Source organism: Streptomyces sp. NPDC054794 (assembly GCF_053611585.1).
This window is the reverse complement of sequence record NZ_JBSHAQ010000004.1, coordinates 43,148-62,849: the sequence shown is the minus strand read 5'-3', so window position 1 is coordinate 62,849 and position 19,702 is coordinate 43,148. Positions and strand designations below refer to the sequence as shown.

The window sequence follows — 19,702 nt, the reverse complement described above, 5'->3', positions numbered from 1 at the left end:
CCGTCGGCCTCAGTCCGCCATCGTCTTGGTCACCTTGCCGTGCGGGTCGGCCTCCATGTACCCGCCGTGGTCGTACTGGTCGCTCAGGTAGATCGCCATACCGGCCGGGGTGTCGAAGATGTTGTTCGGCTGGCGGATCAGCAGGTAGCGGCTCGTGGGCTTGTCGACCTTGAGCTTCTTCTTCGCTTCGGCGAGGAGCGCGGGAACCGCGTCCCAGTTGAAGTCGTCCAGGCTCAACGGCTGGTAGCCGCCCATCAGCTTGCCCGTGATGATGCCCTTCTCCACGCCGCCGTTCACGCGGTAGGTGTAGGTCTCGTAGCTGGTCCGGCTGCCGGCGACCATGACCTCGGCGTTGACGTACCCGGGATAGACGCTGAAGTCGCCGAACGAGTCACGTCCCGTTTCGCGTTCGATGGCCTTCAGGGCGGTGCGGATGCCGTCGGGAGTGAGCAGGTCGGTCGTCTTCGAGTCCCCGGAGGTCCGATCAGTCGCGCCACCGGAACCCTGGTCGTCCGCGCCGCCGGAGGTCGCGCCGGGCGTGCGGGACGCGGTCTGGCGCGGCGAGTTGGTGGGGTCGGTGGAATCGGAGCCGGCGTCGTGGCCACCGCCGTTGTACACCAGTCCCTGGATCACGCCGCCGACCGCGACGGTGGCGACCACGGAGCAGGCGATCACGATGTTCCGGGTACGCCGCGGCCGTTCGGTCCGCTTGGTGACCGCGTGCGCGTCGACGGGACCGGCATCACCCGCGGTGGTGACACCGAAGGCTCCGGCACCACCCGCCGTGGTGCTGCCGAAAGCTCCGAAACCACCCGCCGTGGTCGTGCCGAAGGCACCCGCACCACCCGCCGTGTCGGGCGTGGACGTCCAGGGCGCGGCGTCCCGGGGTTGCTGCACGGGCATCGGGGGTGCCAACTGGTACGACGTGGCCTGCTGCTCGGGAGCGGGCCGCGCCGCGGCAGCGGCCGCGAGCATGCGTTCCACCGTCTCGGCGTCCGGCCGCACCGCCGGGTCCTTCACCAGGACGCGGTTGAGCAGGTCGGTGAGCGGGCCGGCGTGGGTGGGCGGCGGTACCTCGTCGTAGAGCACGGCGGCGAGCGTGGCCAGCGTCGTGCCCCGGCGCATCGGGTGCTGCCCCTCGACCGCCACGTACAGCATCATCGCCAGTGACCACAGGTCCGCCTCCGGCCCGCCCGGGCCGCCCGAGATGCGCTCAGGCGCCATGTAGTCGGGGGTGCCGATCAGCGCCCCGGTCACCGTGAGCGCGGTCGACTCGCGCAGCGCGGCGATGCCGAAGTCGGTGAGGACCGGGCGGCCGTCGGGGCGCAGCAGGACGTTGGCGGGCTTCACGTCCCGGTGCTGCACGCCGGCGGCGTGCGCCGCGCGCAGCGCCGACAGGACGCCCTGGCCGAGTTGGGCAGCCTCGGCAGGGTGCATGGGGCCGTGGTGGAGACGGTCGGCCAGCGAGCCGCCCTGGACCAGCTCCATGACGATCCACGGGTAGGTGTCGGGACCGCCGTCGACGATGTGGTGGATGGTCACGACGTTCGGGTGATCGACCCTGGCCAGCGCGCGGGCCTCCCGCAGGACCCGTTCGCGCAGCGTCCGGGCGCCGTCCGGGTCGTACTCGGCGAGACCGGCGTCCGGCGGCCGTACTTCCTTGATGGCCACGTCGCGGTGCAGCAGCAGGTCCTGGGCACGCCACACCGTGCCCATGCCGCCGCCCCCGAGCCTGGCCTGCAATGCGAAGCGGCCGTCGACGATCCGTCTGCCGCTTTCCCCCTCACTCATGCCGAGGAGGATAACCCCCGCCGGACACAGCCATTGACTTCCCCGCCTCCCATTGGTTGAGTGGCTCATCCACTGAGCCACTGGGGAGGACCGCGTGGAGGCACTGCCCCGCGAGACCATCGTCGACGTACTGGAGAACCGGCTGCGTGAGGACATCCTCACCGGGCGGCATCCGGCCGGGAGTTACCTGCCACCGGAGCGCAGTCTCGCCGATGGCTACGGCGTCACGCGCACCACCCTCAAGCACGCCTTCGGCCGCCTCGTACAGGCGGGCCTGCTGGAGACCAGGCACGGTGTCGGCACCCGCGTGCGGGACTATCTGCGCCTCGGCGGGGCCGATCTGCTGCCCATGCTCGTGCGGCACGACAGTCACTGGATCGGCGAGATCTTCGAAGTACGGCGCAGTATCGGGGCGTTGATCGCCGAACGCGCCGCGGACCGGGCCACCGAGCGGCAACGCGCCGAGCTGCGCGTCCTGCTGGCCGCCGTGCGCGAGGCGGAGGGCGGCGACGCCGTGCAGCTCGCGGACGTCGAGGTGCACCGGGCCCTGGCCCGTGCCACGGGCAACCGGGTCTATGTCCTGCTGACCAACACCCTCTTCAACGCCTATCTGCCGGTACGCGCCGCGCTCCGCGGCCCGTTCACGGACGCCGCCGTGGCCCACGGACGCCTGGAGCCGGTGGTCGACACGGTCACGGCCGGCGACCGGGCGGGTGCCCGGCGGGCGGCCGAGGAGTATCTGACGACGACCGAGCGGATCATGCTGGAGGGTCTCGCATGAGCACGGCAGGCACTGCGGGCAAGGGCAAGGGCACGGGCACGAGCACGAGCACGAGCACGGGCAACGGCGGCAACACCCCGGCTCGCGGCACCCTGTTCACCGAGACGATGCTCGGCACGCTGCGGCTCGACGACGAGGAGCGCACCCGCCAGGTACGCCTCGATCTGCGGGTCTCGGCGGACCGCGTGATGCGGCTGACGGGCACGACCCAGGCCTGCGCCACCGGCCGGGTCCGGATCGCCGGCTGGGCCGACGACGCGGGCGCCGAGGGCGAGTTGGAGATCTCGCCGCTCGCACGGCGCCGGATCCGCTACCGCATCGCGTTCACCGCCGACGGCCGCCGGCTGACCCTCGACGGCTGGAAGTCCGTGACACCGCGCAGGCCGGTGGCCTCGATGACCGTCCTGCCGTTCACGCTGTACGAGGACGGCGCACAGGTCGGCACCGGCACCCTGCGCTTCCCCGTGGCCACCCAGCTCCTGCCGTTCCTCGCGAGTTTCCGCTTCCCGCGCCGGGAGGACCCCGACGCGCTCCTCGCGCCCCGCTGGCGTGGCGAGCCGGGCCGTACCGAGGTCTGGTACACCACCGTCACCGACCCGGCGACCGGCGGCGGACTGTGGCTGCACCACGAACTCGTCGCGCCCGCCGACGGATCCGAGCCGTACGCGCACGGCTGGGCCGCGGTGTTCCCCAAGGACGGACCGGTGCGGCACGCGCGCTTCGGTCCCACCCGCTGGACCGCCGACCGGGCCGGATTCAGCATGGACGGGGTCGTGGTCCGGCCGGGACACCTGAGCGGCTCGGCGGAGGACGACGCCCTGCGCTGGGAGCTCACCGAACGGCCCCTGGGCGAGCCGCTGTTCACCTTCCCCCGATGGTCGTGGCGGCGGCCCCTGCTGCCCGCCGCCCAGATGCTCCCCGCCGCGAACGCCTCCTACGACGGGACCTTCACCCACGACGACACCACGCTGACGCTCACCGGGGCCCCGGGCGCCTCCGCCCGGATCTACGGTCACGGCAACGCCCGCCGCTGGTCCTGGCTGCACGCGGACCTCGGCGGCGGAGACGTCCTGGAGATCGTCGCCGCCGTCTCCGTGCGTCCCGGCCTGCGCCGGCTCCCTCCCCTGGTCTTCCTCCGCCTGCGCCACGGCGGCCGCACCTGGCCGCGCCGCGCCGAACGCCCGGCGGTGGGCTGGGCCGGAGCGGGCCGCTTCCGCGCCGCCATCGGCCTGCCCACCTGGACGGTCACCGGCCGCGCCGGGCTGCGCCGGATCCGCGTCGAGGTCACCCAGCACGAGGAGCGCATCCTCGCCCTGGACTACACCGACCCGGACGGCGCCCACGCGATCTGCCGCAACAGCGAACGCGCCGACGCGCACGTCCTGTTGGAGCGACGGTGGTTCGGCGGCTGGCGCACCGAGGCCGAGTGGACCCTGGACGGTACGGCCCACGCGGAGGTGGGCACCCGATGAGCCTCACCGGCATGGTCGCCGCGCTGATCGCCGACGACCGCACCGCCGACTGGCCCGCCCGCGTCCCCGCCAGGCTGGAGACGGTCCTCGCCTCGATGCCGCTGCCCGCGCGGGCCGGTGTACGGGCGGCGGCGCGTGGACTGGACGCCTACGCCGTGGCACGGACCGGGCGCAAACTGGCCGCGCTCACCGGCCCCGAGCGGGAGTCCGTGCTCCGCGGCCTGGGCGCACGGCCCGCGCTGCAGCCGCTGCTGGACGTGCTCAAGGTGCCCGTCCTGCTCGCGGCCGGGACCGAGCGGATGCTGCAGGACGGGCTTCCGACGCCTCTGCTCACGCGTCAGGACCCCCCGCTCGACTGCACGCCGGTGCACGCGTGGCCCGCGCGGTCCATCGCGGACGCCGTCGTGATCGGCTCGGGTGCGGGCGGGGCCATGGCCGCCCGGACCCTGGCCAGGGCCGGACTCGACGTCGTCGTCCTCGAAGAGGGACAGCACCACTCCACGGAGTCCTTCGGCCGACGGGCCCCGCTCGACCGGTTCACGGACCTGTACCGGGACGGCGGTGCCACCGTCGCCGTCGGCAGGCCTCCGCTGCTGCTGCCCGTGGGCCGGGCCGTCGGCGGCACCACGGTCGTCAACTCGGGTACCTGCTACCGCACTCCGGACCATGTCCTCGCGCGCTGGGGCAAGGAGTTCGGGTTCGCGCCCGCCGAGGGCTTCGGGCGGCGGCTCGACGAGGTCGAGCGCACCCTGCGCGTGGCCACCCAGCCCCTGGACGTCCTCGGCGGCAACGGCCGTATCGCGCTGGCCGGAGCGTCCGCGCTCGGCTGGGGCGCGGCTCCCCTGCGGCGCAACGCGCCCGGCTGCAAGGGCTCCTGCCAGTGTGTGGTGGGCTGTCCGACCGGAGCCAAGCAGAGCGTGCAGCTGTCGGTGCTGCCCGACGCCTGTGCCGCGGGGGCCCGTATCGTCACCGGCGCGCGGGTGGAGCGCGTCCTCGTCGACGCCGACCGGCCCGGCGGGCCGCGTGCGGCGGGGGTGCGGGTACGTCGGGAAGGCGGTGCCGTCGAGATCCTCGCGCCGCTGGTCGTGGTCGCGGCGGGCGCCCTCGAATCGCCGCCGCTGCTGCGCCGTTCGGGCCTCGGCCGGCACCCCCGGCTCGGGCACAACCTCAGCGTCCACCCGGCCACCAGCGTCGCCGGACGCTTCGCCGAACCGGTCACCGCCTGGGAAGGCGTCCTGCAGAGCGTGGGCGTGGAGGAGCATCACGGCGAGGGCGTCCTCATCGAGGCCACCGCCACCCCGCCCGGCATGGGGTCGTTCGTACTGCCGGGGCTGGGGCGCGAGTTGCGCCGTGAACTGGAGGGCGCCGACCGGCTCGCCACCCTCGGCGCGATGATCGCCGACCGGCCCTCCGGGCGGGTGCTCGGCCGGGACCGCATCCTTCTCCGCTACGACGTGGACGACCGCGACGCCGGCCGGCTGCTGCGGGCGGTGCGCGCCATGGGCGAGTTGCTGTTCGCGGCGGGCGCCGAGGAAGTCCTCACCGGCATCCCCGGCACGCCCCGGGTGCGCAGCCTGGCGGAACTGGACACCCTGCTCGCCGGCACGAGCGTACGGCAGCTGCATCTGTCGGCCTACCACCCCACCGGCACGGTCGCGGCCGGCACCGACGCGGAGCGCTTCCCGGCGGACGCGACGGGACGACTGCGCGGCGTGCACGGGGTGCTGGTCGCGGACGCTTCGGTGCTCCCGGGCTGTCCCGAGGTGAATCCGCAGCTGAGCATCATGGCGGCGGCCCTGGCGATCACTCAGGGGCAGGTGGAGCGGTAGTCCGCGGGAGCGGCACTACATCTTACGAATGTGTGAACTCCTCGCGTTCCAGAGGGAGATGGCCGAGTATCTGTCCATGCGCAGTCACGATCAGCAGGATCAGGCCGCCCGGACCGCCGTCCCCGCGCGCTCGGCCGGCGCCACCGCTGTCGCCGGGAGCGGCGCCGCCCGCCCGGCCGCGTCGGGCACGCTGTCCGCGCGGCAGTTCCTCGCCCTGCAGCGCTCCGCCGGGAACGCCGCCGTGGTCCGGGCGCTGGAACAGGAACGCCATGTGCACGACGCCTCCTGCGGTCACGGGGAGTCCGCTCCGGTGCAGCGTTCATCGGTGCCGAACGTGCTGCGCACCACCGGCCGGCCGCTGGACGGGCCGGTCCGCTCGGAGATGGAGGCGCGGCTGGGCGCCGACTTCTCCGACGTGCGTCTGCACACCGGCCCGAGCGCCCAGGCGTCCGCGGCGGAGATCGGTGCCCGCGCCTACACCTCCGGCAACCATGTCGTCATCGGTTCGGGCGGCGCCGACCGGCACACCCTGGCCCATGAGCTGACCCATGTCATCCAGCAGCGCCAGGGGCCGGTCGCGGGCACCGACAACGGCGCGGGCCTGAGCATCTCGCACCCCTCCGACCACTTCGAACGCGCCGCGGAGGAGAACGCCCGCCGCGTCCTGTCCGGTCCCGTGCCGGTCACCGACTCACCCGTGCAGCGGGTGGCCGCGCCGGCCCGGACCGGCGGACCGGTCGCCGTGCAGCGCTACGGGAACGGCGAGGCGCCGTTCGACCACGCCCAGTACTACGCGCGAACGGGCTGGCAGGCCGCGGCCGAGGAGTTCGAGAAGCGGCTGGGCGGCTACGCGTTCAACCATCCGCGGGCCCTCGCGGCGGCCCGCGCGACCGTGGCCCGGCTCAAGCGCCTCCTCATCTCCTACGCCCAACGGGAGCACAAGAACCCGGCTCTGGCCAACAAGTCGTTCTTCATGAACGACACGACGAGCGGCGGCCAGGTGGGCGAGGGCATGACCACCGACCAGATCAAGGAGTTCTTCGCCCGCGACGGCAATGTGCGGGAGTTGATGACGGCGCTGTACAACGCCGCCTACTACAACACGACCGGGCCGGACGGCGGCGCGGGCAAGCTCTCGCTCAAGGAGGTCCTGAACGGCATCATCGGCCCCAAGCCGCAGCTGGCGTCGGGTCTCGGCATGAACGTGGACGAGGTGAAGAAGCACTCCGCGTTCCTCAACAGCTGGTCGCGGACGTTCCTGGAGACGGCGGCGAGCACCCAGGGCAAGGGCTACAACTACGCGAAGGACCCGTACGCGCTGGGCAACATCCTGGCCCAGTCGAACTCGGAGACCCTCTTCGGCGACACGCTTGAGATGGTCAGCAGCCAGGGGCCGCGACAGAAACGCAGCGACGCCGACCGGGACGCCCACCGCAAGACCCCCCGCGACTACGAGGACCGGGGCGCCCCGCTCAGCGCCCGGGAGCTGGTGTTCGCGGGCCGTCCGGGCAAGGACGCCAAGCTGCCCTGGATCGAGGGCAGCGCCTACTACGAGATCAACCAGGCGTCGAGCTGGGCGAAGTCGAGCGCCGCGCGCGGCCTCCCGGTCGTCGCGGGCATGTCGGGCACCACGACCCGCATGCTCAAGACCTTCCAGTGGATCAACGCGGCCGGGGTGGACGTCTTCGACTACCGGATGGCCGTGATGGGCTGGATGCTGCCCTCCTGGGACCACTCGCTCTACGAGATCCTGCGCGGTTCCTGGGCGGCCGGGGTCAAGGGGCCCAAGGAGTCCGCCATGCGGGCCGACAAGGGCGCCGCGCTGATGTACCAGGACATCGCGCCCTTCACCGAGGAGGAGCTGCGCCAGAACGTCTGCGTCCGGGGCCAGTTCCCGCACGAGCTGATGTATCTCGCCGAAGCCTCCCGGCCCCGGGTCCAGGACCCCAAGGCGAGCGGCTTCATGGAGCCGGGCGTGGGCGCGGCCGGCCAAGCTCAGACCAAGTACAACACCTTCCTGCAGGGCGACACCACGCCCACCCCGCGCATCACGAAGTGGAAGGCCGACAACAACAACGCCTCCACCACCCAGGTCGCGGAGAAGTTCAAGCCCGCGCACGCCACCGCCCTGATGACGTACACGGGCGGCGCGCACAGGATGATCAACGCGGCGGTGCGCAGCCGGCTCCTGCCCGAGGGGTACGCGCCGTACGGCACCGGCGGTCTGCTCACCGCCGGTGCCGAGTCCCTCTCGCTCGCCGAGATCAAGAGTCAGCTCCGCTGGGCCGTCCGGAACCCGCACGAGAAGTTGCCCACGATCGACCAGGACCCGGTGATCTCGCCGCAGCTCCTGGCGGCCCGGGGGACGAACGCGGCGGCCAAGGAGGCGGCGCTGGCGATCATCGACCCGCGGATCGACGAACTCGCGCCCGTGCTCTTCGAGGAGCTGAAGGCGCACGCCGACATGACGATGGAGGCGCTGAACCGGCTGCCTCCCGTGACCGGCAAGGTCTACCGGGGCGACTGGAAGCTCGGCGGGGAGGGGCCGGTGTCCCAGCTGGGCCGGTACGCGGCGGTCAACTACCGGCCGGGTTCCATCTTCACCACCTCCTTCGACAGCACCAGCCGGGTGGAGCGCGTGGGGATGACCTTCATGCGGGGTCAGCGGGTCGACGGCATGTCACGGCACCGGGTCCTGCTGGAACTGACGCTCACCGGCAAGTACGGCCGCGACATCGACCCGTTCCACCAGTACCAGGGCACGGAGGCCGAGGTGCTGCTCATGCCGGGCGCGAGCTTCCGGGTCACGGAGAGCGAGTGGAAGCACGACACGGGACACATCGCGGCGAACGGCGGCAGCGACTGGTACGAGCACGTCAAAGCCACGGAGGTGTGACGACCGCCGGCCCGGGCGCGGCCCCGGCCTGCCGGTCGGTCAGGGCGCCTGCGCCCAAGGGGCCTCGATGGCCCAAGTGGTGTCCTCGGTGAAGGAGTTCGGGTTGTCCCAGGCGTGGGTGCCGCCCGACCGGGCCAGCCAGAGTTCGGCGTTGATGTGCCGCAGGTACTGGCCGGGGAAGTCGGACGCGGCCAGCCTGATGCCTCCCTCGCCGCGGACCGGACACCAGGTCGCGTCCGCCCCGTACAGCGCGGAGTCGTCGCCCGCCTCGCGTCGGACCCGGAAGTCGCGGTGGCGCAGGTATTCACCGGGGTAGTTGCGCGACTCGAACGAATAGCAGAGCTTGTTCGCCAGGCCCGGCCTCACCTTCCAGGTGGCGTCCTGCTTCAGCACGTCGTCGCTGCCGGCGGTGACCACCTCGGTGTAGCCGAGTCCGTCGTAGTGCCGGACGTAGCGGTCGGTGTAGCCGGGTGTGGTGACGCGGATGGACACGTACTGGTCCACGGGAAGCCGCACCGGCGGGCCGAGCGTGCGGGAGGCGGCGATGAGGGCCTCGTTGGCCGCCCGGACGCGGGGCTCGTCGACCTTGACCACCTGACGGTCGTAGGTCAGCAGCCCGTTGGCCTCGTTCTCCACGTCGGTGATCTGTGTGTAGACGGAGGCCGACAGGCCGCCCGCGGGCATCGCGTTCTCCCGGATCCCGTCCAGCAGTCCGACAAGCCGGTCGTCGAGGGCGGACAGGGTCGGCTGGTCCTCGTAGCTGAAGCCGCCGCCCGGGTACCACTCGTGTCCGGGCACGCGGTAGCCGAGGCCGCCGTACTCGCCGAGCACCGAGGCGCGCACCGGTTCCGTCGGCGTGTTGCCGGGGCCGACGTAGTTGTGGTTGTCGATGACGTCGCCGTTGCCGCCGTCCTGGGCGGCACAGCAGTTGACGCCGCTCATGTTGTCGACGAGGCGGGAGGGGTCGTACGCCTTGACCAGGTCGGCGATGCGGGCCTGGTCGTACTGGCCCCAGCCCTCGTTCTGGTCGACCCACTGGATCAGCGCGGGCGAGCTGCGGTGCTGGTCGATGACGGCCCGGTACTCGCTCTCCCACTGGGTGCGGGACGCGCCGTCCGGGGTCTTGGCGCTGTCCATGGACGGCATGTCCTGCCACACCAGCAGTCCGAGCCGGTCCGCCCAGTAGAACCAGCGCTGCGGCTCCACCTTGATGTGTTTGCGGACCATGTTGAAGCCGAGGTCCTTGTGCTTTTGCAGGTCGAACCGGAGCGCCTCGTCGGTGGGGGCGGTGTAGATGCCGTCGGGCCAGAAGCCCTGGTCCAGGGTGCCCGTCTGGAAGACGAAGCGTCCGTTGAGGACCGGGCGGCGCACGCCGTCCACGTCCTTGACCGCGATGGACCGCAGGCCGGCGTAGCTGCCGACCCGGTCGGCTCCCGGGGTCCCGGTGAGCTGGGCCGTGACGTCGTAGAGGAACGGGTCGTCGGGCGACCAGAGGCGGGCGTTCGGCACGGACACGGAGAACTCGGTACCGACCGTACCCGTGGCGCTGCCGACGGGGGTGCCGCCGCCGGAGACGGTGACCTTGACGGCCGCGCCGTCGGCTCCGGCGCCGTGCACCGTCACGTGCAGCGTGCCGTCCTCCAGATGCGGGACCAGGTCGAGCCGGGTGATGTGGGCGGGGGCGGTGGGCTCCAGCCAGACGGTCTGCCAGATGCCCGACGAGGCGGTGTAGACGATGCTGTGCCCGGGGTGCGGGGTGACGTCCTGGACGCGCTGTTTGCCGATGGCCTGGCCGCCGGCCTCCGTCGGGTCGTACGCCGAGACGACGACGGTGTTGGTGCCGCCGTTCAACAGGGACGTGATGTCGTACGAGAAGGCGTCGTAGCCGCCACGGTGCACGGCCCCCGCCCGCCGGCCGTTGACCCAGACCGTGGTCTCCCAGTCGGAGGCGCCGAAGTTGAGCTGGACGCGGCGGTTGCCCCAGTCGGCGGGCACGGTGAAGGTGCGCCGGTACCAGAGTCGGTCGTCGCCGCTGATCCTGCGCTGGATGCCGGAGAGCGCGGACTCCGGCACGAACGGCACGCGGATCCGCTCGCCGTACGTGGTGGGCTGCGCGGCGTCGCGCGGGGTGACCGCGAAGTCCCACAGGCCGTTGAGGTTGGCCCAGTCGGGCCGGGTGAGCTGCGGGCGGGGATATTCGGGCAGGGGGTGGTCGACGGAGACCCGGCTGGTCCAGGGGGTGGACATCGGGGCGGGTTTGGGGGTCCAAACCTCCGCGGCCCGGGCCGCGGGCGCGCCGGAGGTGAGCAGGGTGGTGACGACCAGCGTCGCCACCGCGACGGCGGCCACGAAGTACCGCCAGGTCTGCTCGGACCGGGACGGCGCGGAGGGACGGGAGGACGAGAGACTCGGCATGCTGTCTGCTCCATGGTCTGCGCGGCGTGCCGGCCCGGTGGGGTTCCGCCGTGGTGCTCGGAACCCCACGGTGCGACCGCGTGCGGTCAGTACGTGTGCAGGGTCAGTCCGTAGCGGTTCAGGATTTCGTTGATCGGCTGGAACCAGGTCTCGCCGCCGCCGGAGCAGTTGCCCCAGCCGCCCGAGGTGACGCCCTGGGCCTGGTCACCGCTGATGAACGAGCCACCGGAGTCGCCGGGTTCGGCGCACACGCTGGTCTTCGTCAGCTGATACACCGTGCCCTGGCTGTAGTTGACGGTCTCGTCGGTGGCGAGCACCGTGCCGCAGTGCCAGTGCGAGGTCGATCCCGACCGGCAGATGGACGAGCCGACGGGTGCCACGGCCGAGCCGCGCACGAGCTGGTCGGGGATCGTGCCCCAGCCGAGCACCACCGGGACGGTCCACCAGCCGCTGCCCACGCTCACCCAGGCGTAGTCGTCGCCCGGGAACGAGGAGCCCTGGAAGTTGCCGACGTAGGAGCCGTCCCAGCCGTAGACGGCGGCGTACGGCCGGCCGCAGTGCCCGGCGGTGACGAACCCGCCGTACACCGAGAACCCGATGGAGCAGCGGACGTTGCCCGTGTAGTAGGGGTCGCCGCCGACCGTGCCCGCGGCGAAGGTGCGCGGGGCCGCGGAGACGGTCCTGACGGTGACAGGACCGGTGCGGCGGGCCCGGGACACGAAGGTGCGGACATCGTTGTCAGAGCGTTTGTCGCGCACGATGTCGACGACGACCGTGTTGGCCACGGGATCGACGTGCCAGCCGCTCACCCCCGAGGGGGCGGTCAGCCGGTCGAGGCGTGTCTTGGCCGCGTCCAACTGCCGTGCGCTGTGCTGGACCGTGCGGAGTCCGGCCCCGGCGGCGCGCAGTGCCCGGCGTGTGGCGGCCGACGCGTCCGGTGTGACGGCCACCGTCAGGCGACCGCCTGCGCGGTCGAACCAGGAGCCCGCATAGGCGGACCCGGCCGTGCGGCGCGCCTTCGGAGCGAGTGCCGTGGCGGCCCGCTCGGCCGCGAGCCGGGTCTCGGCCTGGGCTCGCGACAGGCCGAAGTCCCTCTGCATGGCGGACAGGAGGCCGTCGGAGGCGGCCTTGGGGGAGGCCGTACGCGGGGTGTCCGCCGCGGACACGCTCGCCGAGGCGGGGAAGGCGCCTGCCGTGCTCAGGCCGCCGAGCGTGAGGAGTGCGGCCAGGACGGCATGCGTAAGTCTCTTGCGTCTCATCGGAGTTGCCCTTCGTCGTTCCAGGGGTGGGGGTGGAACAGCCGATTCCCGAGAGCGCTCTCACTCGTGGCGGGGCAGAGCTTAGCGAGCCGTCACCGCCAGGTCCATGCCAATGCGAGAATGGGTGCGGGCCTCGCCGGACACACAGACCGTGACCTGCGGGGCTTCGCCATGACGCACCACCGCACCAGAGAGCAGCACTTGAGATTCACGCCACGCACCGGCCGGACCCCGTCCTCCATCGGCCCCCGCGGAAGCCGGGCGCGCCGGAGCCTGGTGCTCCTCGCCGCGGTGGCCGGACTGTCGCTGACCGGCTGCGGCACGTCGGACAACACCGACGAGGGCCTGGCGGTCAGATTGGTCAACCACTCGACCTGGGACGCCCGTGTGCTCGACTGCCCGGTGTGCGGCAAGGAGGGGATGCTGGTGGAGGGCAACGACACCCCCTCGTCGCCGGACGGCGGCGGCATGTACGTCGGCTGGCGGGAGAAGCGGGACTGGCCGGTGACGTACCGCGTCGTCGTCCACGGAGTGCGGTCGACGTGTCCCGTCATCACCCCCACCCCCACCGAGCCGGGCAGCGTGGGAAGCCGGGACATCATTTACGTGGTGAACGCCAAGGGCACGTGCGAGGCCGGCCCGTCCAGCTGGGAGTGAGCCGGGCGTTTGTGAAGATCCCCTTTTTCTTGGGGAGTTGTTGACACACCGGACCGCATTCCCAAACGCATTTCCGGCTCGGTCCATAATGCCGTAAAGCCTTGCCCTCGCGACCCGTTCCGCGTCGCCCCGCCGACCGCGCCGCAGATGCGGAAGTACACCGAGCAGGTCTTCAGGAACAACCAGTGGAACGGGCTGCGCCGGCGCAACCGGGCGGGCAGCGGCAAGGCCGCGCCGGTCGCCGTCCCGCTGCACGTCGGCGACCCGTCGAAGATCAAGCACGTGTTCCTGATCGTCAAGGAGAACCGCACCTACGACCAGGTGCTCGGCGACGACCCGCGCGGCAACGGCGATCCGAGCCTGACCCAGTTCGGCAAGCACATCACCCCCAACACCCATGCGCTGGCGGACGCGTACCCGCTGATCGACAACCTGTACTCGGACGGCACCAACTCCGCCGAGGGCCACCACTGGCTGAACCAGGCGTTCGTCAACAACTACCTGCAGCAGATGTACGGCAACTACACGCGCTCGTACCAGGCGACCCGCTGAGCGACGTGAAGTCCGGCTGGATCTGGGACAACGCGCTCGCCCACGGCAAGTCCGTCACCAACTGGGGCGAGCAGATCGACCGTTACGTCGACGCGAGCGACAAGGGCACGCCCGCCGGCAGCTGGCCCAAGTGGTACCACGACGCCCAAGTCATGGAGGGCAGGGCCGACGGCCCGCTCAACTACCCGGTGGGCGCCTACCAGCCGAAGACGGACATCCCGTCCCTGGCGAAGATCACGCAGCCGAACTTCCCGAACTTCGACCTGAACATCCCCGACCAGTACCGGGCCGACCTGTTCAAGCCGGTGTTCGACCGGTACGAGAAGGACGGCAACCTGCCCGCGCTCAACATGATGTGGCTGATGGACGACCACACCTCGGGCACCGCGCCCGGCGCCATCACACCGTCCGCGCAGGTCGCCGACAACGACCTGGCGCTCGGCCGCGTCGTCGACACCGTCTCCCACAGCAAGGACTGGAAGAGCACCGCGATCTTCGTCCTGGAGGACGACTCGCAGAACGGCGTCGACCATGTCGACGGGCATCGCAACCCGACGCTCGTGATCAGCCCGTACGCGGCACGGGGCAAGGTGGTGCACACGTACTACAGCCAGCTGAACGTCATGCGGACCATCGAGCAGATCCTCGGTCTGCCGCCGATGAACCAGCAGGACATGACGGCCGAGCCGATGTACGACGCGTTCACCGACCGGCCCGCGTACGCGCCGTACACCCACCTGCCCAACGAGATCCCGCTGACCACCACGAACCCGCAGCCCGCGCAGGCCACCGGCGCGATGGCGAGGGCCTGGGCCGAGTGGTCGGCCGAGCAGGACTTCACCCGGGAGGACATGGTGAACATGGCGCAGGAGAACCGGGACATCTGGTACTCCTCGAACAACTTCACCAGGCCCTACCCCGGTGACAAGAAGGTGCTGCTGCCCGGTCAGGTCCCCGGCGCGGACGCCGCGCCCGTCGCGGACGACGACGACTGAACCACGTCACCGGAGCGCGGGGCCGACCGCCGTCGGCCCCGCGTCGGCATGAGGCCTCAGCCCCGGACGGTGACGCCGAAGCGGGTGCGCAGGCGCCGCATCTCCCACGCCGAGACCGCGGTCACCGACAGCGGCCCGCCGAACAGCGAGCAGAACTGGGCCACCGGCGGGCCCGCCGGCAGGCCGTCGCCGATCAGGTTGAAGAGGGCGAGCACCCACACCAGGACGCCGGTGACCACGGGCGGCAGCATCGGGTGGACATGCGCGGTGTTGAAGGCGCTGCGCGCGGAGTACAGCGACGCCAGGAAGAGGAAGGGCAGCCCCCAGAAGATGGCGACCATCGCGATGACGGCGAGCGCGACCTGCTGCCAGTGCGGCCGGTCCTCCTGTTTGATGAAGACGCTGACTGCGTAAAGGGTCACGGCCAGGCCGACCAGGGTCAGCACGTACCAGCCGACCGCCTTGAGCGGGACGCTCAGCCGGGACCGCAGGTGCGGGCGCAGATGCGGGGGCGCGTAGAGGATGAATCCCAGGATGACCAGCGGCCCGGCGACGATCAGGATGAGCGGCGTGGCCAGCGCGTTGCCGAGACCGTCCTCCGCCGCGTTCCCCCAACGGTCCTTCTCCACGTCGTAGACCAGGATCAGCGCGAGGGTGGCCAGCACACCGAGCACCGTGCGGACCACCTGGACACGGTCCACGGCGCGGTCCACTATCCGGTCCCCGCTCTCGTACACGAAGAGCTTGGTGGCCACGCGGTGTGCGGACCGGAGGATGGCGACCACGAGGAAGACCGGCGAGACGTACCACAGGCAGCTGCGCCGACGCGCGACCGGAACGGGTGCGCCGGGCTGCGGGCCGTATGGGTAAGGGTTCGCGTTCGGGTACGGGTTCTGATGCGGGTAGGGGGTCGGGTACGGGTTCTGATGCGCGTAAGGATTCTGGTTCGGGTACAGGTTCGGGGCGGGCGGACCGTAGGGGTTGCCGCCGTTGTCCGGACCGTAAGGGCTGCCGCCCGGTTGCCCCGCGCCGGGTCCGGGACCCCATCCCCCCGTTGCCATGACCTGTCCCACCGTTTCGTTCGTTTCCGGCCAGTTGCTGTGTCGCCTCGCGACTTCGCGGCAGTGTAGTTGCTCCCGGGGCCCCGTCTACGCCCCTTTCGGGACCGGTCCGGACGGTGTGCGGGAACCGAGACGCACACCCGCCGGGCTCATCGGCGAGAACTCGTCACTGCGCGCGCTGGCGGCCGGGCGTACAACGATCTCGTTGACGTCGACCTCCGGCGGCTGGGCGACGGCGTACGCGATGGCGTCGGCCGGCAGGGAGACGGCGCGATAGGTCCGCATGATGGCGCGGGCCTCGGGATCGGCGAGGTGGTCGACGAGTTCTGAGTCGGTCACGCCGGGCGAGACGACAGTGACCCGCATGCTTCCGTCGGACTCCTGGCTCACGGTCAATGCCCTGGCCGATGCCTTTTTCTCGCCGTTCCGACGAGCCGACAACCTGGGGCGCATGACCTTCCCGGACCCGGCCGCGCGGGGCTTCTTCCGCCACTGGGACCGCGCGGCCGAGGCTAGGGTCGCGGAGCTCCGCCAGGCCACCGGACTCGCCCCCGACCATTCCCCGTCTGCACGCGGTCGTGGGGCACCCTGAGCGGGGCGAGCGAGGAGTTCGCCGCCCTCCGGCACGCGCACGCCGTGCAGGGCAAGACCTTCAGCACGAAGGAATTGGTCCATCCCGACGTCGGCGCGCTGTCGTTGGCGTACGAGAGCTTCGACGTGCGCGGCGCGCCCGGCCAGCAACTGGTCATGTACCACGCGGAACCGGGAAGCCCCGGCGCCCAGGCCCTCGCCCTGCTGGGCTCGCTCGCTGCGACCCGTCGCCGCGAGCAGTCGAATCGTCCCTGAACGCGCCCTCAGCCCATCGCGGCGATCAGTACGCCGCAGCCCAGGAAGAGCGTCGCGCCGAACAGCATGCCCACCGTCGGGCCCACGAGATGCCGCCACATCGCCACGCGCGCCGTCTGCGGGTTCTGCCCCAGATACACGACGGGCACCTCCCGTCCGGTATGCAGGCCCAGGCCGGTCCCCCGTGCCTTCGTGGTGAACTCCACGCGATGACCGAGGTGGTCGTGGAAGGCGATGACCGGCGCCCAGCCCGGCCCGTCGCTGTCGGTGACCCGCACATTGTCGACCACGACGCCCCGGGTGCGGATGCCGTTGCGGCGCAGCCGCCGGACCACCACCGCGTCCCGTGCGGCGCATCCGAGCAGCAGGATCCCCGCGCCTGAGCAGACCACGACACCCATGAGCTCGTTGACCATCAGGTCACCCCTCGCGTCTCGCCCGACACCACGGGCCGTCGTACACGCAAGACGTGGACGCCCGGCCTCCGGTTCCACCGCACCGGGCACCGGCACCGGGTACGGGGCACCGGGTCAAGCCCGCCCGCGCGCGCTCGGGGAACCGGTCCGTCCGGCCACCCACAGCGCGATCTGCGTGCGGGAGCGCAGGCCCAGTTTGTCGCGGACCTTGTTCAGATGGGTGGCGACCGTGTGGGGCGACAGGCCGAGCCGCTCCGCGATGTGCCGGTTGGTCAGGCCCTGGGCGACGAGTTCGGCCACCATGAACTCCCGTGCGGTCAGCGGCGAGGGGTCGTCGACGGCCGTGACGGCGCTCCTCGTCGTGCCGTGGCCGCCGTTTCCGGTCCGCAGGGCGTAGGCGACCAGGCGGTCCGCGCGCAGCCGGCGGCCGCCGCTGACGGCCGCGTCCCACTCGGCCGCCGACAGCCGCGTCCTGGCGCGGGCCGCCGCCTGTTCCACCCGGCGCCGCCAGGGATCCTCGGGCTCGGTGTCCAGGCGGCGCCGTGCCTGCGCACTGGCCTCGTAGAGTCGTACGGCCCGCTGCGGATCGCCGCTCTCGGCGGCCACCAGGGCGAGGCCCTCAACGGGGTACAGGGCATGGAAACTTGCCTCGGGGACGATGCGCAGCACCTCGCCGAACAGCGTCTCGGCACTGTCCAGTCGGCCCAGGGCCAGCCGCACGGCGCCCGCCGTGTGCAGGGCGGCCGCGAGCCGGGGCCAGGGGGCGTGCGCGCGGAGCACCGGCAGACAGCGCGCCATGAGGACGTCGGCCTCGGCCGCCTCGCCCGCCTGGAGCAGTGCCCAGGCCAGGTGCTGGGTGCACCAGGCGGTGTCGTGCGGTGTGCCGAGCGCCTCGACGACGTCCAGGCAGGCGCGTAAGTCCGCCACGGCCGCGGTGAATTCACCGCGGCACAGCCGTGCCGCGGCCCGCGCGTCCAGCGCGTTGGCCAGCCCGGCGGGGCGGGCGCGTGCCCGCTCCACCTCCACCGCCCGCTCGCCCATGCGCAGCGCCCGGACCGGGTCGGCCTGCTGGCAGGCCACGCGCGCGGCGAGCGCCGCCACCGCGCCGCCGAGCGCCCCTCCCGGGCCACCGGGCTCCTGGAGCAGTCCGGCCAGCAGCGGACGGGCCGCCGACGGCTGCTCCTGCTGGTAGTGCACACGGGCCAGTTCCAGGGCCAGCCGCGGCTGCGCGGCGTCCTCGTGGCCGCTCGCGGCGGCCAGGACCGCCGCGAGATTGTCCCGTTCGGCCGTGAGCGTGCTGCGGGCCTGGTCGGCGAACACCTCGTCCCCGGCCCCGTCCGCCAGCCCGTTCAGCCAGTCGAGGGCCCGTCGCCGGGTGGTGCGCAGCTCGCCGGACGCGAGCAGCCGGTCCATGGCGTAGGCGCGGATGGCGGCCAACTGCCGGAACCGGCTGGGCTGTACGTCTCCGGGCAGGCGCGCGATCAGTGACTTGGCCTCCAGGGCGCACAGGATGCGCAGGACGTGCCGCGGCTCGATGCCGCCGCCCGCGCAGACCGTCCGCGCGGCGGCCGTGTCGAATCCGCCGACGAGGACCGCGAGCCGCCGGAAGACGGCCTGCTCCGGCGGCTCCAGCAACCGATGGCTCCAGTCGATCGCGGCGGCCAGCTCGCTGTGCCGCCGGGGCCCGGTCCTGCTCCCGTCGGTGAGCAGTGACAGCTGGGACAGCTGGTCGTCCAGTCCCGCGAGGATGTCCCCGAGCGGAAGGGTGCCGACGCGTCGTGCGGCGAGTTCGATGGCGAGCGTCAGCCCGTCCAGGCGGCGGCAGATCTCGGCGACGGTGCGGGCGTTGTCCCGGTCGAGCGTGAATCCGGGGGCGCGGCTCGCGGCGCGTTCGACGAACAGCCGGACGGCGTCCGACCGCAGGAGGGCCGTGGGGTCCTCGTCCGCGTCGGCCGGTGGCAGGGACAGCTCGCCGACGCGGAAGACGGTCTCTCCGGGTACCCGCAGCGCCTCCCGGCTGGTGGCCAGGATCCGCAGCCGGGGGCAGTGGCTCAGCAGGGTCGCCGCGAGCCGGGCGCACGGCTCGGCCAGATGCTCGCAGTTGTCCAGGACCAGCAGCCGTGCGGTGTCGCCGATCGCGTGGACGAGCATGTCGGCGGCGGAGCGGCCCGCCCGCTCCCCCACGGCCAGCGCGGCCGCCACGGACTGCGCCGGCAGGGCGCCGTCGTGCAGCGAGTCGAGTTCGACCAGGTCGACCCGTGCGGTGCGGGCGGGCCGGCCCCGGGCCAGCTCCAGCGCGAGCCGCGTCTTGCCGACGCCGCCGGCGCCGGTCAGGGTGACCAGGCGCGACGTCCGGACCAGGGCGCGCAGGGCCGACAGCTCCTGCCGTCGGCCCACGAAGGAGTCGAGTGCCCGTGGCAGCGCGGGGGCTTGCGCGTCGGGGGGCGCGGGAGTCGACGCCGCGGAGTCGGCCGCGGTCGTCGTGCGGCCCCGTTCCTCGCGCGCCAGCCGCTGTCTGAGGGCCCGTTGCCGGCAGGCGTTGGAGCAGTAACGAGCCGGCCGACCGCCGTGCGGTCTCACGGTCAGCGCCGTGCCGCACAACGCGCACGCTGGAGTCCGACTCATCCACGATTCCTGGCCGCTCGCTCCCGGGACGAAACCCTCACCGGTTCCGTGCCGCCGTACCGGCTCGGCACGCGGCACGTCACACGGGCGGGCCGGCCCGGCGGGCC

Annotated in this window: 15 protein-coding genes and 1 pseudogene; 9 read left to right on the top strand and 7 right to left on the bottom strand. The window is 72.2% G+C overall.

The window, feature by feature from the left end; translation table 11 throughout:
- Positions 1-9: 9 nt before the first annotated feature.
- Complete coding sequence (locus ACWGKT_RS05305) at positions 10-1,791, bottom strand: serine/threonine-protein kinase (RefSeq protein ID WP_453272539.1); 1,782 nt, start codon at positions 1,789-1,791, stop codon at positions 10-12.
- A gap of 94 nt (positions 1,792-1,885) precedes the next feature.
- On the opposite strand from ACWGKT_RS05305, the gene ACWGKT_RS05300 reads away from it, so the two are divergent.
- The 4 genes from ACWGKT_RS05300 (at position 1,886) to ACWGKT_RS05285 (ending at position 8,769) form a co-directional block, all read left to right on the top strand.
- On the top strand, positions 1,886-2,572 hold the full coding sequence (locus ACWGKT_RS05300; RefSeq protein WP_453272538.1) for a FadR/GntR family transcriptional regulator: 687 nt from the start codon (positions 1,886-1,888) through the stop codon (positions 2,570-2,572).
- Positions 2,569-4,044 (top strand): hypothetical protein, encoded by a 1,476-nt coding sequence (locus ACWGKT_RS05295; protein WP_453272537.1) that lies wholly within the window; start codon positions 2,569-2,571, stop codon positions 4,042-4,044. Before ACWGKT_RS05300 ends, ACWGKT_RS05295 begins: the two co-directional genes overlap by 4 nt.
- Positions 4,041-5,873: a GMC family oxidoreductase N-terminal domain-containing protein gene (locus tag ACWGKT_RS05290; protein ID WP_453272536.1), complete on the top strand. Its 1,833-nt coding sequence runs from the start codon at positions 4,041-4,043 to the stop codon at positions 5,871-5,873. The genes ACWGKT_RS05295 and ACWGKT_RS05290 overlap by 4 nt, the downstream gene beginning before the upstream one ends.
- Before the next feature lie 76 nt (positions 5,874-5,949).
- Positions 5,950-8,769, top strand: a complete 2,820-nt coding sequence (locus ACWGKT_RS05285) for an eCIS core domain-containing protein (protein ID WP_453272535.1) — start codon at positions 5,950-5,952, stop codon at positions 8,767-8,769.
- Positions 8,770-8,808: 39 nt separating this feature from the next.
- Here the strand turns inward: ACWGKT_RS05285 and ACWGKT_RS05280 are convergent, their stop codons facing one another.
- Both ACWGKT_RS05280 and ACWGKT_RS05275 read right to left on the bottom strand, forming a co-directional pair.
- On the bottom strand, positions 8,809-11,184 hold the full coding sequence (locus ACWGKT_RS05280) for an AbfB domain-containing protein (protein ID WP_453272534.1): 2,376 nt from the start codon (positions 11,182-11,184) through the stop codon (positions 8,809-8,811).
- A gap of 86 nt (positions 11,185-11,270) precedes the next feature.
- On the bottom strand, positions 11,271-12,443 hold the full coding sequence (locus ACWGKT_RS05275) for a S1 family peptidase (protein ID WP_453272533.1): 1,173 nt from the start codon (positions 12,441-12,443) through the stop codon (positions 11,271-11,273).
- Positions 12,444-12,644: 201 nt separating this feature from the next.
- On the opposite strand from ACWGKT_RS05275, the gene ACWGKT_RS05270 reads away from it, so the two are divergent.
- From ACWGKT_RS05270 to ACWGKT_RS05260, 3 genes are all read left to right on the top strand, one after another.
- Positions 12,645-13,100: a hypothetical protein gene (locus tag ACWGKT_RS05270; RefSeq protein ID WP_453272532.1), complete on the top strand. Its 456-nt coding sequence runs from the start codon at positions 12,645-12,647 to the stop codon at positions 13,098-13,100.
- A 147-nt stretch (positions 13,101-13,247) separates the two neighbouring features.
- Entirely contained in the window at positions 13,248-13,652 is a 405-nt protein-coding gene (locus ACWGKT_RS05265; RefSeq protein WP_453272531.1) for a hypothetical protein, read from the top strand.
- A gap of 5 nt (positions 13,653-13,657) precedes the next feature.
- Positions 13,658-14,647 carry an alkaline phosphatase family protein gene (locus ACWGKT_RS05260; protein WP_453272530.1) on the top strand — a complete coding sequence of 330 codons (990 nt, stop codon included), beginning with the start codon at positions 13,658-13,660 and terminating at the stop codon, positions 14,645-14,647.
- A gap of 56 nt (positions 14,648-14,703) precedes the next feature.
- Here the strand turns inward: ACWGKT_RS05260 and ACWGKT_RS05255 are convergent, their stop codons facing one another.
- Both ACWGKT_RS05255 and ACWGKT_RS05250 read right to left on the bottom strand, forming a co-directional pair.
- Positions 14,704-15,708: a hypothetical protein gene (locus ACWGKT_RS05255; protein ID WP_453272529.1), complete on the bottom strand. Its 1,005-nt coding sequence runs from the start codon at positions 15,706-15,708 to the stop codon at positions 14,704-14,706.
- A 171-nt stretch (positions 15,709-15,879) separates the two neighbouring features.
- Positions 15,880-16,122: pseudogene (locus ACWGKT_RS05250) on the bottom strand (oxidoreductase); the annotation flags it as partial.
- On the opposite strand from ACWGKT_RS05250, the gene ACWGKT_RS05245 reads away from it, so the two are divergent.
- Together ACWGKT_RS05245 and ACWGKT_RS05240 are read left to right on the top strand one after the other, a co-directional pair.
- Positions 16,073-16,300: an MmyB family transcriptional regulator gene (locus ACWGKT_RS05245; RefSeq protein ID WP_453272528.1), complete on the top strand. Its 228-nt coding sequence runs from the start codon at positions 16,073-16,075 to the stop codon at positions 16,298-16,300. The pseudogene ACWGKT_RS05250 and the gene ACWGKT_RS05245 sit on opposite strands and share 50 nt — an antisense overlap.
- Positions 16,297-16,554, top strand: a complete 258-nt coding sequence (locus ACWGKT_RS05240; RefSeq protein ID WP_453272712.1) for an MmyB family transcriptional regulator — start codon at positions 16,297-16,299, stop codon at positions 16,552-16,554. The genes ACWGKT_RS05245 and ACWGKT_RS05240 overlap by 4 nt, the downstream gene beginning before the upstream one ends.
- 8 nt (positions 16,555-16,562) lie before the next feature.
- Here ACWGKT_RS05240 and ACWGKT_RS05235 read toward each other — a convergent pair whose 3' ends face one another.
- Both ACWGKT_RS05235 and ACWGKT_RS05230 read right to left on the bottom strand, forming a co-directional pair.
- Positions 16,563-16,970: a DUF3592 domain-containing protein gene (locus tag ACWGKT_RS05235; RefSeq protein WP_453272527.1), complete on the bottom strand. Its 408-nt coding sequence runs from the start codon at positions 16,968-16,970 to the stop codon at positions 16,563-16,565.
- A gap of 114 nt (positions 16,971-17,084) precedes the next feature.
- Entirely contained in the window at positions 17,085-19,595 is a 2,511-nt protein-coding gene (locus ACWGKT_RS05230; protein ID WP_453272526.1) for an ATP-binding protein, read from the bottom strand.
- Between the last annotated feature and the right edge of the window lie 107 nt (positions 19,596-19,702).

Excerpts from the sequence above, each read along its gene's own strand:
- ACWGKT_RS05305 (WP_453272539.1), bottom strand. The coding sequence starts at position 1,791 with ATGAGTGAGGGGGAAAGCGGCAGACGGATCGTCGACGGCCGCTTCGCA.
- ACWGKT_RS05295 (WP_453272537.1), top strand. The coding sequence starts at position 2,569 with ATGAGCACGGCAGGCACTGCGGGCAAGGGCAAGGGCACGGGCACGAGC.
- ACWGKT_RS05290 (WP_453272536.1), top strand. The coding sequence starts at position 4,041 with ATGAGCCTCACCGGCATGGTCGCCGCGCTGATCGCCGACGACCGCACC.
- ACWGKT_RS05285 (WP_453272535.1), top strand. The coding sequence starts at position 5,950 with ATGCGCAGTCACGATCAGCAGGATCAGGCCGCCCGGACCGCCGTCCCC.
- ACWGKT_RS05280 (WP_453272534.1), bottom strand. The coding sequence starts at position 11,184 with ATGCCGAGTCTCTCGTCCTCCCGTCCCTCCGCGCCGTCCCGGTCCGAG.
- ACWGKT_RS05275 (WP_453272533.1), bottom strand. The coding sequence starts at position 12,443 with ATGAGACGCAAGAGACTTACGCATGCCGTCCTGGCCGCACTCCTCACG.
- ACWGKT_RS05265 (WP_453272531.1), top strand. The coding sequence starts at position 13,248 with ATGCGGAAGTACACCGAGCAGGTCTTCAGGAACAACCAGTGGAACGGG.
- ACWGKT_RS05255 (WP_453272529.1), bottom strand. The coding sequence starts at position 15,708 with ATGGCAACGGGGGGATGGGGTCCCGGACCCGGCGCGGGGCAACCGGGC.
- ACWGKT_RS05245 (WP_453272528.1), top strand. The coding sequence starts at position 16,073 with ATGCTTCCGTCGGACTCCTGGCTCACGGTCAATGCCCTGGCCGATGCC.
- ACWGKT_RS05235 (WP_453272527.1), bottom strand. The coding sequence starts at position 16,970 with ATGGTCAACGAGCTCATGGGTGTCGTGGTCTGCTCAGGCGCGGGGATC.
- ACWGKT_RS05230 (WP_453272526.1), bottom strand. The coding sequence starts at position 19,595 with ATGAGTCGGACTCCAGCGTGCGCGTTGTGCGGCACGGCGCTGACCGTG.